Below are 16,072 nucleotides of genomic sequence, written 5' to 3'. Positions count from 1 at the left end.
TCACGGACCATGCCGGACGAAAAGAAGCTCGTCGACTATCTGAAGTGGGTCACGAAGGACCTCCACCAGACCCGCCAGCGCCTTCAGGAGGTGGAGGCGGGGCGCCACGAACCCGTGGCGATCGTCGGCATGGCCTGCCGCTTCCCCGGCGGTGTGCGCTCCCCGGAGGACCTGTGGGAGCTGCTGTCCGCGGGCCGGGACGGCATCGGGCCGTTCCCCGCCGACCGCGGCTGGGACCTGGCGGCGCTGGCCGGCGACGGGCCCGGTCGCAGCGCCACCCAGGAAGGCGGGTTCCTGCCCGACGCGGCCGCCTTCGACCCGGGCTTCTTCGACATCTCCCCGCGCGAGGCGCTCGCCATGGACCCGCAGCAGCGGCTGCTGCTGGAGACCGCCTGGGAGGCCGTCGAACGCTCCGGCATCGACCCGGCCGGGCTGCGCGGCAGCCGCACCGGCGTTTTCGTCGGCACCAACGGCCAGGACTACGCGCACCTGGTCCTCGCCGCGCAGGACGACATGGGCGGCTACGCGGGCAACGGCCTGGCCGCCAGCGTGCTCTCCGGCCGACTGGCCTTCGCGCTCGGCCTGGAAGGCCCGGCCGTCACCCTCGACACCGCCTGCTCCTCGTCACTGGTGACCCTGCACCTGGCCGCACAGGCCGTGCGCGCCGGCGAATGCGGCCTCGCCCTGGCCGGTGGCGTCACGGTCATGACGACCTCGTCGAGCTTCGCCGGCTTCAGCCTCCAGGGCGGCCTGGCGCCGGACGGCCGCTGCAAGGCGTTCGCCGAGGCGGCCGACGGCACCGGCTGGTCCGAGGGCATCGGCCTGCTTCTCGTCGAGCGGCTCTCCGACGCGCAGCGCAACGGCCACCCGGTGCTCGCCGTGCTGCGCGGCTCCGCCGTCAACCAGGACGGCGCGTCCAACGGCCTCAGCGCGCCCAACGGTCCGTCCCAGCAGCGGGTCATCCGCCAGGCGCTGGCCGGCGCCGGACTCGTCCCCGGCGACGTGGACGCGGTCGAGGCGCACGGCACCGGCACCCGGCTCGGCGACCCCATCGAGGCCGGTGCGCTGCTCGCCACCTACGGCCAGGACCGGCCCGCCGACCGGCCGTTGTGGCTCGGCTCGGTGAAGTCCAACCTCGGCCACACCCAGGCCGCCGCGGGCGTCGCCGGCGTCATCAAGATGGTGCTGGCCCTGCGGCATGGCGTCCTCCCGCAGACCCTGCACGTGGACGCGCCCTCCTCGCACGTCGACTGGGAGAGCGGCGCGGTGCGGCTGCTCACCGCACCCGTCGCCTGGTCCGAGGGCGACGACCGGGTGCGCCGGGCCGGCGTCTCGTCGTTCGGCATCAGCGGCACCAACGCCCACGTCATCCTCGAACAAGCCCCCGATCAGCCGGAACCGACCGCGGAAGAGACGGCTGCCGCGGCGCCCGGCGGCACCGCCGAGGAGCGGGCCGCCGCTCCCGTCGCCCCGCGCGCCGTGCCGTGGCCGGTCGCGGCACGCACCGCCGGCGCCCTCGACGCCCAACTGGTCCGGGTCCGCGCGCTGACCACCGCGCCCGGCCGCACCGCCGCCGACGTCGGTCACGCGCTGGCCACCGCCCGTACCCCCTTCGAGCACCGGGCGCTGCTGGTCCACGAGGGCGGCGCCGTCACCGAGGTGGCGCGCGGCGCCGTCCCCACCGGTGACCGGGGCGGGCTGGCCGTGCTGTTCTCCGGACAGGGCTCCCAACGGCCGGGCATGGGGCGCGAACTCCACGCCCGCTACCCGGTCTTCGCCGCCGCCTTCGACGAGACCGTCGCCCTGCTCGACGCCCGGCTCGGCACGTCGCTGCGCGACATCGTCTGGGACCAGGACCGCACCCGGCTCGACGACACCCGCCACACCCAGCCCGCGCTGTTCGCCGTCGAGGTCGCGCTGTACCGCCTGCTGGCCTCCTGGGGCATCCGGCCCGACCACGTCACCGGACACTCCATCGGCGAGATCACCGCGGCGCACGTCGCCGGTGTGCTGACCCTCGCGGACGCCTGCACCCTGGTGGCCGCCCGCGCCACCGCCATGAGCGAACTGCCGCCCGGCGGCGCCATGGTGGCGCTGGAGGCCACCGAGGACGAGGTGCGTCCGCTGCTCACCGACGACCTCGCGATCGCCGCGGTCAACGCCCCCCGGTCCGTGGTCGTCGCCGGCGCCGAGGACGCCGCCCTCGCCGTCCGCCGGCACTTCGACGACCTGGGCCGCCGGACCACCCGGCTCCCGGTCAGCCACGCCTTCCACTCGCCGCTCATGGACCCGATGCTCGACGCCTTCCGGACGGCCCTCGCCCCGCTGACCTTCGCCGAGCCGGAGATCCCGGTCGTCTCCAACCTCACCGGCCTCCCGGCCACCGCCGAGGAACTCGCCACCCCGCACTACTGGGTGTGCCACGTCCGGCAGGCCGTCCGCTTCGGCGACGGCGTGCGCGCCCTCGCCGACCGCGGCGTGCGGACCTTCCTCGAACTCGGCCCGGACGGCGTGCTGTCCGCCCTGGTCCGGGAGAACCTCCCCGAGCCGGGCCTGGTCGCCGTGCCCGTGCTGCGCAAGGAGCGGCCCGAGGAGACCACCGTGCTGGCCGCCCTGGGAACCCTGTGGGCGCACGGCGCGGACGTGGACTGGGACGCGGTGTTCGCCGGCACCCGCACCCCGCAGGCCGACCCCGTCGAGCTGCCGACGTACGCCTTCCAACGCGCCCGCTACTGGCCCACCCTCGGCGCCCGCCACGGCGACCCGGCCGACCTCGGGCAGACCGCCGCCGCCCACCCGCTGCTGGGCGCCGCCGTCACCCTCGCCGACGCCGACGAGACCGTGCTCACCGGCCGCCTCGCGCTGCCCTCCCACCCCTGGCTCGGCGACCACCGCAGCGACGGCCGGATCACCGTCCCCGGCGTCGCCTTCGCCGAACTCGCCGTCCGCGCCGGCGACCTGAGCGGCACCCCGCACCTGGCGCGGCTCGACCTGCCGGCGCCGCTCACCCTCGGCGACGGCGACACCGTCACCCTCCAGGTCCGGGTCGGCGCCCCCGACCCCGCGGGCCACCGGCCGCTGACCGTCCACGCCCGCCTCGCAGCCACCGAGGACGCCCCCTGGACCACCTGCGCGACCGGTCTGCTCGCCCCGGACGCCCCCGAAGCGCCCGCGGATCCGATCGGCCCGGCCGACGCCGGGTGGCCGCCGCGGGACGCCCGCCCGGTGCCCGTCGCCGACCTCGACGCGGCCGCCACCGCCGCAGGCCGCCACTACGGCCCCCATTTCCAGGGCCTGACCGGGCTCTGGCGGCGCGACGGCGAGGTCTTCGCCGAGGTGGCCCTGCCCACCGCCACCGCCGCCGACCGCGCCTTCGGCATCCACCCCGCGCTGCTGGCCACCGCGCTCCGCGCCACCGCCGCACTGGACGACGACCACACCGCCGGCCACACCCCCGAACCGACCGGCATCACCGGACTCGCCCTGCACGCCACCGGGGCCACCGCACTGCGGGTCCGGCTCACCGCGACCGGGCCCGACACCGTGGCCCTCGCCGCCGCGGACGCCACGGGCGGCGCGGTCCTGACCGCCGACACCGTCACCCTCGGCTCCCCGCAGGACCGCCCGGCTCCCGCACCGGCCGGCCACACCGGGCAGGGCGGCCTGTTCCACCTCGACTGGGTGCCGGTCGACCCCGGCAGCCGAGCCACCGGCACCCGCTGGGCCGTCGTCGGCGACGACGAACTCGACCTCGGCTACGCCCTGCACCGCGCCGACGAGACGGTCAGTGCCTACGCGGCGTCGCTGGGCGGAGCCATCGGCGACAGCGGTCTGGCGCCCGACGTCTTCCTCGTCCCCGTCGTCGGCGGCCCGGACGCCGGGCCCGACGCGGTGCACGCCGTCACCGCCCGCGCCCTGGGGCTGCTCCAGGAGTGGCTGAACGAGCCGCGGTTGGCCGGCGCCCGCCTGGTCTTCGTCACCCGCGGCGCCGTCGCGGTGCCCGGCGAGACCGTCACCGACCCGGCCGGCGCCGCCGTCTGGGGCCTGCTGCGCTCCGCCCAGACCGAGAACCCGGGCAGTCTGCTGCTGGTCGACCTCGACGACGCGTTCCGGTCCGCCGGGATGCTGCCGCACGTCCTCACCCTCGACGAACAGCAGCTCGTCGTCCGCGACCACGCGGTCCGCGCCGCCCGCCTGGCCCGGCTGCCGGAGCCGGCCGCCGGCACCGCGCCGGCCCGCGCCTGGGACCCGGACGGCACCGTCCTGATCACCGGCGGCACCGGCGGCCTGGGCGCCGCGCTCGCCCGCCACCTGGTCACCGTCCGCGGCGCCCGCCACCTGCTGCTCGCCGGCCGCCGCGGCCCCGAGGCGCCGGGCGCCGGCGAACTGGTGGCGGAGCTGACCGCACAGGGCGCGGACGTGCGGGTGGCCGCCTGCGACGTCGGCGACCGCACCGCCCTCGACGCGCTCCTCGCCACGGTCCCCGCGGCGCACCCGCTGACCGCCGTCGTGCACACCGCCGGCGTCCTGGACGACGCCCTGATCGGCTCGCTCACCCCCGACCAACTGGCCACCGTGCTACGGCCCAAGGCCGACGCCGCCTGGCATCTGCACGACGCCACCCGCGGCCTCGACCTGGCCGGCTTCGTCCTGTACTCCTCGGTCTCCGGCGTCCTGGGCAGCCCCGGCCAGGGCAACTACGCCGCCGCCAACGCCTACCTCGACGCGCTCGCCCGGCACCGCGCCGACCAGGGCCTCCCGGCGCTCTCCCTCGCCTGGGGCCCCTGGGGTCGGGGCAGCGGCATGACCGCGTCGGTCAGCGACGCCGACCTGGAGCGGATGGCGCGCGGCGGCCTGCCGCCGCTGACCGTCGAGGACGGCCTGGCCCTGTTCGACGCCGCCGTCGGCCGCCCCGAGCCGGCCCTGGTGCCCAGCCGCATCAACGTCGCCGGCCTGCGGGACCAGCAGGCACTGCCGGCACTCTGGCGCGACCTGGTACCGCGGGCCCGCCGCACCGCGGCCACCGCCGACCGCTCCCCGGTCACGGTGCGCGAGCGCCTCCGCCACCTCGACGAGACCGGCCAGGAGCAGCTGCTCATCGACCTCGTCGTCGGCTACACCGCCGGCCTGCTCGGCCACCCCGACCCCACCGCCGTCGATCCCGAACGGGGCTTCCTGGAGCTGGGCTTCGACTCCCTGGTCTCGGTCGGCCTGCGCAACCAGCTCGCCGAGATCCTCGGCCTGCGCCTGCCCTCGTCCATCGTCTTCGACAGCAAGTCGCCGGTGAAGCTGGCGCGTTGGCTGCACCAGGAACTCGCCAACGGCCCCCAGCCGGGCGCCACCGGCCCCGCCGCCGCGGACGCCCGTCCCGCGGTGCGCTCCGACGACACCCTGGAGGGCCTGTTCTACAACGCGGTGCGCGGCGGCAAGCTCGTCGAGGCGATGCGGATGCTCAAGGCCGTCGCCAACACCCGGCCGATGTTCGACACCCCCGCCGAGCTGGAGGAGCTCTCCGAGCCGGTGACGCTCGCCGACGGCCCGGGCCGGCCCCGGCTGATCTTCGTCAGCGCCCCGGGCGCCACCGGCGGCGTCCACCAGTACGCGCGCATCGCCGCGCACTTCCGCGGCAGCCGCCATGTCTCCGCGCTGCCCCTGATGGGCTTCGCCCCCGGCGAGCTCCTCCCGGCCACCAGCGAGGCCGCGGCCCGTATCGTCGCCGAGAGCGTCCTGATGGCCAGCGAGGGCGAACCGTTCGTCATGGTCGGCCACTCCACCGGCGGCTCGCTGGCCTACCTCGCCGCCGGCGTCCTGGAGGACACCTGGGACGTCCGGCCCGAAGCGGTGGTCCTCCTCGACACCGCGTCCATCCGCTACAACCCCGGCGAGGGCAACGACCTGGACCGCACCACGAGGTTCTACCTGGCCGACATCGACTCGCCCTCGGTGACGCTCAACAGCGCCCGGATGTCCGCCATGGCCCACTGGTTCATGGCGATGACCGACATCCAGGCGCCCGCACCGACCGCCCCCACCCTCCTCGTGCGCGCCGCCCGGGCCCTCGACGGCTTCCGGCTCGACACCTCGTCCGTCCCCGCCGACGAGGTCCGGGACATCGACGCCGACCACCTCTCCCTCGCCAAGGAGCACTCGGCACTGACCGCGCAGGCCATCGAGGGATGGCTCGCGGAACTGCCGGACCCCGCGGCCTGATCTCCGGCCCGGCCGGCCCCCGACAGGCCGGGCCCATCCCCCCACCGGGGCGGCGCCACCCAGGTGCGCCCCGGCGCACCCGGCCCCGCGCAGGCAGCCGGAGCGCCCATCCCCCCGCATGGCACCACCCTCCAGAGGAGTCCTTCCATGAGCACACCGACCGCACCGCCCTCCCTGAAAGCGGAGGTGCCGCCCGTCCTGCGCCTGAGCCCGCTGCTGCGCGAACTCCAGTCCCGCGCCCCCGTCTGCAAGGTCCGCACCCCCGCCGGCGACGAGGGCTGGCTGGTGACCCGGCACACCGAACTCAAGCAGCTGCTGCACGACGACCGGCTGGCCCGCGCCCACGCCGACCCGGCCAACGCCCCGCGTTATGTGCACAACCCGTTCCTGGACCTGCTCGTCGTCGACGACTTCGACCTGGCCCGCACGCTGCACGCCGAGATGCGCTCCTTGTTCACCCCGCAGTTCTCGGCCCGCCGCGTCATGGACCTGACGCCGAGGGTGGAAGCCCTCGCCGAGGGGGTACTGGCCCACTTCGTCGCCCAGGGACCGCCCGCCGACCTGCACAACGACTTCTCGCTGCCGTTCTCCCTGTCGGTGCTGTGCGCGCTCATCGGCGTCCCGGCCGAGGAACAGGGGAAGCTGATCGCCGCCCTCACCAAACTGGGCGAACTCGACGACCCGGCACGCGTCCAGGAAGGCCAGGACGAGCTGTTCGGCCTGCTGTCCGGCCTGGCACGCCGCAAGCGCATCACACCCGAGGACGACGTCATCTCCCGGCTCTGCCTGAAGGTGCCCTCCGACGAGCGCATCGGCCCGATCGCCTCCGGTCTGCTCTTCGCCGGCCTGGACAGCGTCGCCAGCCACATCGACCTGGGCACGGTGCTGTTCATCCAGCACCCGGACCAGCTCGCCGCGGCCCTGGCCGACGAGAAGCTGATGCGCGGCGCCGTCGAGGAGATCCTGCGGTCCGCCAAGGCCGGCGGTTCGGTGCTCCCGCGGTACGCGACCGCCGATGTACCGATCGGCGACGTGACCATCAGGGCCGGCGACCTGGTGCTGCTGGACTTCACCCTGGTGAACTTCGACCGCACGGTCTTCGACGAGCCGGAGCTCTTCGACATCCGGCGCGCCCCCAACCCGCACCTGACGTTCGGCCACGGCATGTGGCACTGCATCGGCGCGCCGCTGGCCCGGGTCAATCTGCGCACCGCCTACACCCTGCTGTTCACCCGCCTGCCCGGCCTGCGGCTGGTGCGCCCGGTCGAGGAACTGCGGGTGCTGTCGGGGCAGTTGTCGGCCGGCCTGACGGAGCTGCCCGTCACCTGGTGACGTGATGTCGGACCCGCCCGGCCCGGTTCCGGGCAGGCGGAAGTGAGGGCCCCCGCCCCGCTCGGCCGGGGGCCCTCACGCACGGGGGAGCGGGCTCCTCAGTCCGCCGCGACGCTGATCGCCCCGGACGGGCAGAGCGCCGCCGCGTCGCGTACGTCGCCGGGATCCGCGGCGTCCGCCGCCCCGGCCAGGACGGTCACCAGACCGTCGTCGTCCTGGTCGAACAGGTCCGGTGCGGTCAGGACGCACTGGCCGGCCCCGACACAGCGGCCGGGGTCCACGGTGATGCGCACGATCGTTCCTCCGAGGGTCGGTTCGTCGCCGGGGTCGGGCCGCCGCCGGGCGGCCCGACCGGGCTCACTTCCAGGTGACGGGCAGTTCGTGCAGGCCGAACAGCACCCCGTCGTACTTCAACGGCAGTTCCTCCACCGGCACGGCGAGCGTGAGGGAGGGGATCCGGGCGAAGAGCGTGCGGTAGGCGATGTCCATCTCCTCCCGCACCAGGTTCTGGCCCAGGCACTGGTGGACACCGTAGCCGAACGCCACGTGCGAGCGCGCCGAGCGCTCGGGGTCGAACTCCGAGGGCGCCGCGAAGGCCGTGGCGTCGTGGTTGGCGGCGGCGATCAGCGGCACGATGCCCTCGCCGGCCCGGATCAGCTGACCGCCGATCTCCACGTCCTCGACGGCCACCCGGAATGCCACCAGATCGGCCACCGAGTAGTAGCGCAGCAGTTCCTCGACGATCCGGTCGTCGCCGATCCACCGCGGGTTGGTGAGCAACTGCACCACGCCCAGGCCGATGTTGTTCGCCGTCGTCTCGTGCCCGGCGATCAGCAGCAGCATCGCCACCCCGGACAGCTCCTGCCGGGACAGTGTGCCCGCGGCGATCAGCCGGCTGATCAGGTCGTCACCGGGTCGCCGCTGCTTGATCTGGATGAGTCGGCCCAGATAGCGCAGCAGCGCCTGGGTCGCCTTGTCGCGCTCCTCGTCGGTCGAACTGAGCCGGACCAGCACCCGGGTCCGGTCCTCGAAGAAGTCCCGGTCGACCTTGGGCACCCCGAGCAGACTGGAGATCACCAGGGACGGCACCGGCAGCGCGAAGGACTCGACGAGGTCCGCCGAGGTGCCCGCGGCCAGCATCGCGTCGATCCGCTCGTCCACGATCTGCTGGATCACCGGCCGCAGTTCCCGCACCTTGCGCACGGTGAACTCGGGGATCAAGGTCTTGCGGAACCGGCCGTGCTCCGGTGGGTCCATCGCCACGAACCACCCCGGCACCTCGTACTGCGACGGGGCCCCACCGGTCCGACCGGCCTTGGGGAAACCGGGTTTGGAGGGGTCGGCGCTGATCCGGGGGTCGGTCAGCACCGCCCGGACGTCCTCGTGCCGGGTCACCAACCAGACCGGGCCGCTGGGGAGTTCGGAGCGGACCAGGCCCGCCCCGCCGCGGTAGGTCGCGTACTCCGGCGGGGGGAAGGGCCGGCCCGGCCTGCGCAGCGGGAAGGCCACCGGGCACTGCGGCGCGGCGGTCCGCGCGTCGGCTTCGGTGCTCATGCCACTCCGTAGAACGCGCGGATCCGGCCGGTGATGAACTCCTGCTCCTGTGCGGTCAGTCCGGTGTGCGTCGGCAGATAGAAGCCGTCGGCGCTGAGCCGGGCCGCGTTCAACGCGGGCCAGTCGGCGGAGAAGTAACCGGGCTGACGGCTCATCGGCTTGAAGAAGACCCGGGTCTCGATGCCCTCGCCGGCGAGGTACGCGCACAGCTCGTCCCGCCGCTCGGCCCGCAGGTCGTACATCCACAGCACGTCGCGCGGCGGCATCAGCGTGATGCCGGGGATGTCGCGCAGCGCCTCGTCGTAGCGCTTCTCGATGTCGCGGCGCAGGGCGAGGATGGTGTCCAGCTGCTCGGTCTGCGCGAGCGCCACCGCGGCCTGCATGTTGGTCATCCGGAAGTTGTAGGCCAGCTTCTTGTGCAGGAAGCTGTGGTCCTTGGTGAACGCCATCGCCCGCAGATGGGCCATCTGCTCGGCCAGGTGCGGGTCGTGGGTCAGGCAGACGCCGCCCTCGCCGGCCGAGATGATCTTGTTGGCGAAGAGCGAGAAACAGGCGATGTCGCCCCGCGGCCGCACCCCGTGCGCCTCGGCGGAGTCCTCCACCACCCGCAGGTTGTACTCGTACGCCAGGTTCAGCACGGCGTCCATGTCGCACTGCCGGCCGTAGATGTGCACCGGCATGATCACTTTGGTGCGCGGGGTGATCTTCTCCTCGATGCGGGACACGTCGATGTTCAGGTCGTCGCCGCAGTCCACGAACACCGGCGTGGCACCGGTGTAGGTCACCGCCCAGGCGGACGCGATCATCGTGAACTCCGGGACGATCACCTCGTCACCGGGGCCGACGCCCAGCGCGCGCAGCGCCAGCGTCAGCGCCGTGGTGCCGGAGGAGCAGGCGACGCCGAACGGCACGTCGTTGTACGCGGCGAACGCCTCCTCGAACCGCCTGACGTACGGCCCCTGCGAAGAGATCCAGCCGCCGCCGACGGCCTCCGTCACATAGTCGAGCTCGCGGCCCTGGAGCCACGGCATGGACACCGGATACGTAAAGGACATGGGTTTTGAGTCTTCCTCGGTCAGTCGGTTGCCAGGGCGGGAAGGCCGAGCAGCAGGTCCGCCGCCGCGGCCCGGCCGCCGGCGTCCCGCAGCAGCCCGGCGAAGTGCTCCGCGCGCTCGGTGAAGGAGGGTTGGTCGAGCACGCGGGTGATCTTGTCCAGGACGTCCTCGGTGTCCACGGTCTCCGGCCGGTCCAGGGTCAGGCTCACCCCGAAGTCCTGGCCCCGGATCGCCTGGTCGTCGCAGTCCACCCACAACGGCCGGACCACCAGCGGCTTTCCGAAGTACAGGCCCTCGTGGTAGCCGTTGCCACCGGCATGGGTGAAGAACGCCTTCACGTTCGGATGGGCCAGCACGTCCAGCTGCGACGGCACCCAGCCCTCGATCCGCAGGTTGTCCGGCAGCTCGGCGGCCGGCGGCAGCAACTCCTGTTGGCCGCGCGGGAGTTTCCACAACACCTGGTGGCCCCGGCCGTCCAGTCGCCGGGCGACCTCCACCAGCGACGCCACCTGCTCACGGGTCAGCCGGGTGATCGTGCCGAAGCCCATGTACACCACGGACTTCTGCGCCGACAGCCAGTCCGACAGGCCGTCGTCGTCCGGTGCCTGGGGCAGCGGCGGCACCATCGTGCCCACCAGCCGCAGCTTCGGATGCATCGGGAACGGGTAGTCCAACTCCCTTACGGAGTAGCACAAGACCTGCTCCGCATGGTCGATCCGCGCCATCATCTGCCGCGCCTGGGGCGCGATGCCCAGCTCGGTGCGGACCCGGTTGTCCTCCTCGACGACCTTGCGGACGTCCGACGTCAGGAACATCCCGAGCGTCCGCAGCCGGAACAGCTGGTTCTCGATCCGCTGAGCCAGGGACATCGCGGCCGGCAGCCCCGAGTGCGGCACCGGGAAACCCGACGGGGTGTAGGACTTGGCGAACGGGACGTGCGAGGTGAGGACGTTGCTCGGCACGAACGGCACCCCGAGCACGAACGGAATGCCCTTGGTGATCGCCAGCTCGTACCCGAACTGGCACATGCTCTCGATCACCATCAGCGCCGGCTCGACCTCCTCGACGATCTCCTCCAGGCGGCGGTACTTCGCCATCCGCGACTCCGGCGCGAACGAATGCCGAATCACCGCCGCGTGCGCCTTGAACCGCGACCGCTGCGTCACCTCCGCATACGTCGCGTCGTCCCATGTGACCGCCGACATCTGCGAGACGGTGTCGCCGAGCGACGCGAACCGAACCGGGCTGCCGTCCACCACGGCCGCCACCTCGTCGCGCGCTTTCTCGTCGGTGGCGAACCACAGGTCCGCCACGTCGCGCCGGGACAATTCCCCGGCCAGCACGAGCAGCGGATTGAGCAGGCCGCTTTCGGCATAACTGACGAACAGGATCGGCCGCCGATTCGCGCCCATGGACAACACCCCTCGGAATGTGGCGGGCCGCCGGGCCCGCGCGCCACGCACCCGCCCGGCCCGGTCGCCGGGTGAGTGCATTCGCCGACGCCGCCACCCGAGGCGCGTGTTGCCGGAAGGAAGGGTCACCGGCCGGCACCCGGAACGCGCCGCGTGGAAAACGGGTCGGTTACTTGGTCTCATGCCACGGACCGGGGAATCACTAGTCTTCGGCGCGCGACGGCCCTTTCCGGGCCGTGTGGCCAATGCCCGTCCCCGGCGCCCGTCATTCCTTAGGGAAAAGTACAGCGTTTGCGAACGTACGATCCGGCACGCAGAGGTGACCTGAGGCCAACTTTTCCGCAGGGGTGAGCAAGGCATGACGATCGGAGCCGACGAGGACCCGGTGGTGGTCGTCGGAATGGCCTGCCGTTATCCGGGTGGGGTCGCCGGCCCGGAGGACCTGTGGGAACTGGTCCGCACCGGCCGCGACGCGACCACCGCCTTCCCGGACGACCGCGGCTGGGACCTGGCCGCACTGGCCGGCGACGGACCCGGCCGCAGCGCGACCCGCGAGGGCGGATTCCTCACCGGCGCCGCCGACTTCGACGCCGCCTTCTTCGGCATGTCGCCCCGCGAGGCCGTCTCCACCGACCCGCAACAGCGCCTCGTCCTGGAGACCGCCTGGGAAGCCCTGGAGCGCGCCGGCATCGACCCGCACTCCCTGCGCGGCAGCCGCACCGGGGTCTTCGTCGGCGCCAGCGGCCAGGACTACGCCGCCGTCACCCACGCCTCGCCCGACGACCTGGACGGACACGCCCTCACCGGCCTGGCCCCCGGCGTCGCCTCCGGTCGCCTGGCGTACGTCCTGGGCCTCGAAGGCCCCGCCGTCACCGTCGACACCACGTCCTCCTCGTCGCTGGTCGCGCTGCACTGGGCGGTCCGCGCCCTGCGCGCGGGGGAGTGCAGCACCGCCCTGGCCGGCGGCGTCACGGTGATGTCCACCCCGGCCGCCTTCGTCGGCCACACCCGACAGGGCGGCCTCGCGCCCGACGGCCGCTGCAAGCCGTTCTCCGACGACGCCGACGGCACCGCCTGGGCGGAGGGCGTCGGCATCGTCGTCCTGGAGCACCTGTCCACCGCCCGCGCCGCCGGCAACCCCGTCCTCGCCGTGCTGCGCGGCTCGGCCGTCAACCAGGACGGCGCCTCCGACGGCCTCACCGCACCCAGCGGTCCCGCCCAGGAACGCGTCATCCGCGCCGCCCTCGCCGACGCCCGACTCGCCCCCGCCGACATCGATCTCGTCGAGGCGCACGGCACCGGCACCCGGCTCGGCGACCCCGTCGAGGCCCGGGCGCTGCTCGCCGCCTACGGCCAGGACCGGGACCCGGACCGACCGCTGCGCCTCGGTTCCCTGAAGTCCACCCTCGGCCACGCACAGGCCGCCGCCGGCATCGGCGGAGTGATCAAGACCGTCCTGACCCTGCGGCACGGCCTGATGCCGCGCATCCGGCACCTGGCCACCCCCACCCGCCAAGTCGACTGGTCCCAGGGCGCCGTGGCCCCCCTCACCGACCACACGCCCTGGCCACCGGCCGACCGACCGCGCCGCGCCGGCGTCTCCTCCTTCGGCATCAGCGGCACCAACGCCCATGTGATCCTCGAAGAGGCGCCGCCCGCCGACGTCCCCGTCACCCGGCCCGGCACCCTCCGCCCCAGCACCGTCCCCTGGCCGGTCTCCGCCGCCACGCCCGAAGCCCTCGACGCCCAACTCGCCCGGCTCCGCGCCCACCTGCGCACCCACTCGGACCTGGACCCGCTGGACGTCGGCTACTCCCTGGCCACCGGCCGCGCCGCGCTCCGCCACCGGGCGGTCCTCCTGCCGCCCGCCGACGGCACCGCCGCGGACGCCGTCGAGCACGCCCGCGGTGCGGCCCACCAGCGCCGCACCGCCGTCCTCTTCTCCGGCCAGGGCAGCCAGCGCCCGGGCATGGGCCGCGAACTCGCCGCCCGCTTCCCGGTGTTCGCCGACGCACTGGACGACGCGCTGCGCGCCCTGGACCGGCACCTGGACGGCCCGGTGCGCGAGGTGATGTGGGGCACCGACGCCGCGCTCCTGGACCGGACCGGCTGGACCCAGCCCGCCCTGTTCGCCGTCGAGGTCGCCCTCCACCGCCTGGTCGCGTCCCTCGGCGTCACCCCCGACTTCGTCGGCGGCCACTCCGTCGGCGAGATCGCCGCCGCCCACGTCGCCGGCGTCCTGAGCCTGGAGGACGCCTGCCGCCTGGTGGCCGCCCGCGCCACGCTGATGCAGGCGCTCCCGGCCGGCGGCGCGATGGCCGCGCTGGAGGCCACCGAGGACGAAGTGGCCCCGCTGCTCGGCGCACACCTCGCGCTGGCCGCCGTCAACGGCCCCACCGCGGTCGTCGTCGCCGGAGCCGAGGACGCCGTGCGGCAACTGACCGCCCGCTTCGCCGACCGCGGCCGGCGCACCAGCCGGCTGGCCGTCTCGCACGCCTTCCACTCGCCGCTGATGGAGCCCATGCTCGACGCCTTCCGGGACGTCGTGAGCCGACTGACCTTCCACCAGCCGTCGATCCCGCTGGTCTCCAACCTCACCGGTGAACTCGCCGGCAGTGAGATCACCAGCGCCGAGTACTGGGTCCGGCACGTCCGCGACACCGTCCGCTTCGCCGACGGCATCACCGCACTGGCCAAGGCCGGCGCCGACGTCCTGATCGAACTCGGCCCCGGCGGCGTGCTGTCCGCGATGGCCCGCGACACCCTCGGCCCCGACAGCACCACCGACGTCGTCCCCGCCCTGAGCAAGGGACGGCCCGAGGAGACCGCCTTCGCCGGCGCCCTCGGCCGCCTGCACACCCTCGGCGTCCCCGTCGACTGGCCCGCCTTCTACGCCGGCACCGGCGCCCGCCGCGTCGAACTGCCCACCTACGCCTTCCAGCACGTGCGCCACTGGCCCACCCCGCCCCGCCCGAACGGCGCCGGGCCCGGCGCCCTCGGCCACCCCCTGCTCGGCTCCGCCGTCGAACTCGCCGACGGCGGCGGCACCGTCTGCTCCGGCGCCCTCTCCCTCCGCACCCACCCCTGGCTCGCCGACCACACCGTCGCCGGGCGGGTCGTGCTGCCGGCCACCGCGCTGCTGGAACTCGCCGTGCGCGCCGGCGACGAGGCGGGCTGCGACGTCCTGCACGAACTCCACCTCACCACCCCGCCGGCCCTGCCCGACGACGCCGCCCTGCACGTCCAGGTGCACGTCGGCCCCGCCGACACCACCGGGCGCCGCGCCGTCACCGTCCACACCCGCCCCGACCACCACCCGGCCGGCGACTGGACCCGATGCGCCACCGGCACCCTCGGCAGCACCCCGCCGTCCGCAGCCGAAGCCGCCACGGGCGGCACCCCGGCCGCCTGGCCGCCGGCCGACGCCGAACCCCTCGACCTCGCCGACCACTACGAACGGCTCGCCGACCGCGGCTTCGACTACGGCCCGACCTTCCGCGGCCTGCGGGCCGCCTGGCGACGCGGCGCGGAGATCTTCGCGGACGTGGAATGCCCGCCCGGCACCGCCGACGACGCCCCCGACCACGGACTGCACCCCGCCCTGCTCGACGCGGCCCGGCACGCCGCCATGGCGGTGGACGGCACCGTGCCCGTCGCCTGGCACGGCGTCCGGCTGCACGCCGTCGGCGCCACCGCGCTGCGGGTCCGCATCCGCCCCACCACGACCGGCACGCTGACCCTCACCGCGGTCGACGTGCACGGCGCGCCGGTCGTCACCGTCGAGGCCCTCACCGCCCGCCCGCTGACCGACGAGGAACGCGCCGCCCCGCGGACGCCGCGGCAGGCCCGCGGCGAGACGCCCGCCGACGCCCGCCCGGCCCGGCCCGCGGCGGCCCGCCCCGGCCCGGCCGGCGAACCCCTCCCGGACACCACCGGGTCCCACCCCACCGCCGGCCACCTCGCCGCGCTGCCGCCGGCCGCCCGGGAGCGCCAGCTGCTGGACCTGGTGCGCACCCAGGCCGCCGCCGTCCTGGGCCACCCCGGCCCCGAGGCCGTCGGCACCCGCAGCGTCTTCAAGGAGCTGGGCTTCGACTCGTTGGCCGGCGTCGAACTCGCCGACCGGCTCACCGCCCGCACCGGACTGCGCCTGCCGGCCACCCTCGTCTTCAACTTCCCCACCCCCGAACGTGCTGCCCACCGCCTCGGGGAACTCCTCGCCGCAACCGCCCCCCTCGACCCCGGGGCGTACGGAGAGGAACTCACCAGGTTCGAGGCGATCGTGACGAACCTGCCGCAGGACGGCCCCGAACGCCGGGCCGTCGCGGACCGGTTGGACGCCATCGTCTCCGCACTCCGCCAGAACTCGCCTGCAGAGGTGCCCTCCTCGGACGAGGACATCGACACGGTGTCGGTCGACAGACTGCTCGACATCATCGATGAAGAGTTCGAAACCACATAGAGAAATTGTTGCTTTCGTTCGCGACCCGATGACGAGGACGGACCGATGCA

6 protein-coding genes and 1 pseudogene are annotated in these 16,072 nt (G+C 74.3%); 3 read left to right on the top strand and 4 right to left on the bottom strand.

Translation table 11 applies throughout. The features are described from left to right. Positions 1 to 9 precede the first annotated feature (9 nt). Together SNOUR_RS03445 and SNOUR_RS03440 are read left to right on the top strand one after the other, a co-directional pair. On the top strand, positions 10 to 6,210 hold the full coding sequence (locus SNOUR_RS03445; RefSeq protein WP_067343749.1) for a type I polyketide synthase: 6,201 nt from the start codon (positions 10 to 12) through the stop codon (positions 6,208 to 6,210). Positions 6,211 to 6,357: 147 nt separating this feature from the next. Then, positions 6,358 to 7,542, top strand: coding sequence for a cytochrome P450 (locus SNOUR_RS03440; RefSeq protein WP_067343747.1), 1,185 nt, complete (start codon positions 6,358 to 6,360; stop codon positions 7,540 to 7,542). Positions 7,543 to 7,640: 98 nt separating this feature from the next. Here the strand turns inward: SNOUR_RS03440 and SNOUR_RS03435 are convergent, their stop codons facing one another. The 4 genes from SNOUR_RS03435 to SNOUR_RS03420 form a co-directional block, all read right to left on the bottom strand. Further along, positions 7,641 to 7,835 carry a ferredoxin gene (locus tag SNOUR_RS03435; RefSeq protein WP_067343745.1) on the bottom strand — a complete coding sequence of 65 codons (195 nt, stop codon included), beginning with the start codon at positions 7,833 to 7,835 and terminating at the stop codon, positions 7,641 to 7,643. A 64-nt stretch (positions 7,836 to 7,899) separates the two neighbouring features. Then, positions 7,900 to 9,096, bottom strand: a complete 1,197-nt coding sequence (locus tag SNOUR_RS03430) for a cytochrome P450 (protein ID WP_067343743.1) — start codon at positions 9,094 to 9,096, stop codon at positions 7,900 to 7,902. After that, positions 9,093 to 10,151 (bottom strand): DegT/DnrJ/EryC1/StrS family aminotransferase, encoded by a 1,059-nt coding sequence (locus tag SNOUR_RS03425; protein WP_067343741.1) that lies wholly within the window; start codon positions 10,149 to 10,151, stop codon positions 9,093 to 9,095. Before SNOUR_RS03425 ends, SNOUR_RS03430 begins: the two co-directional genes overlap by 4 nt. Before the next feature lie 20 nt (positions 10,152 to 10,171). Next, the gene (locus SNOUR_RS03420; RefSeq protein WP_067343735.1) at positions 10,172 to 11,563 is read right to left on the bottom strand and encodes a glycosyltransferase; all 1,392 of its coding nucleotides are present in this window, start codon (positions 11,561 to 11,563) and stop codon (positions 10,172 to 10,174) included. Between the two features lie 373 nt (positions 11,564 to 11,936). Between SNOUR_RS03420 and SNOUR_RS03415 the strand changes: the two are divergent. Beyond that, positions 11,937 to 16,022: pseudogene (locus SNOUR_RS03415) on the top strand (type I polyketide synthase); the annotation flags it as partial. Positions 16,023 to 16,072 lie beyond the last annotated feature (50 nt).

It is taken from the genome of Streptomyces noursei ATCC 11455 (genome assembly GCF_001704275.1).
Lineage (GTDB): Bacteria > Actinomycetota > Actinomycetes > Streptomycetales > Streptomycetaceae > Streptomyces > Streptomyces noursei.
The sequence above is the reverse complement of the archived record's forward strand: the minus strand, read 5'-3'. Positions and strand labels throughout refer to the sequence as shown.

What these genes read in the sequence shown, in the direction of transcription:
- SNOUR_RS03445 (WP_067343749.1), top strand. Translation starts at nt 10, where the DNA reads ATGCCGGACGAAAAGAAGCTCGTCGACTATCTGAAGTGGGTCACGAAG.
- SNOUR_RS03440 (WP_067343747.1), top strand. Translation starts at nt 6,358, where the DNA reads ATGAGCACACCGACCGCACCGCCCTCCCTGAAAGCGGAGGTGCCGCCC.
- SNOUR_RS03430 (WP_067343743.1), bottom strand. Translation starts at nt 9,096, where the DNA reads ATGAGCACCGAAGCCGACGCGCGGACCGCCGCGCCGCAGTGCCCGGTG.
- SNOUR_RS03425 (WP_067343741.1), bottom strand. Translation starts at nt 10,151, where the DNA reads ATGTCCTTTACGTATCCGGTGTCCATGCCGTGGCTCCAGGGCCGCGAG.
- SNOUR_RS03420 (WP_067343735.1), bottom strand. Translation starts at nt 11,563, where the DNA reads ATGGGCGCGAATCGGCGGCCGATCCTGTTCGTCAGTTATGCCGAAAGC.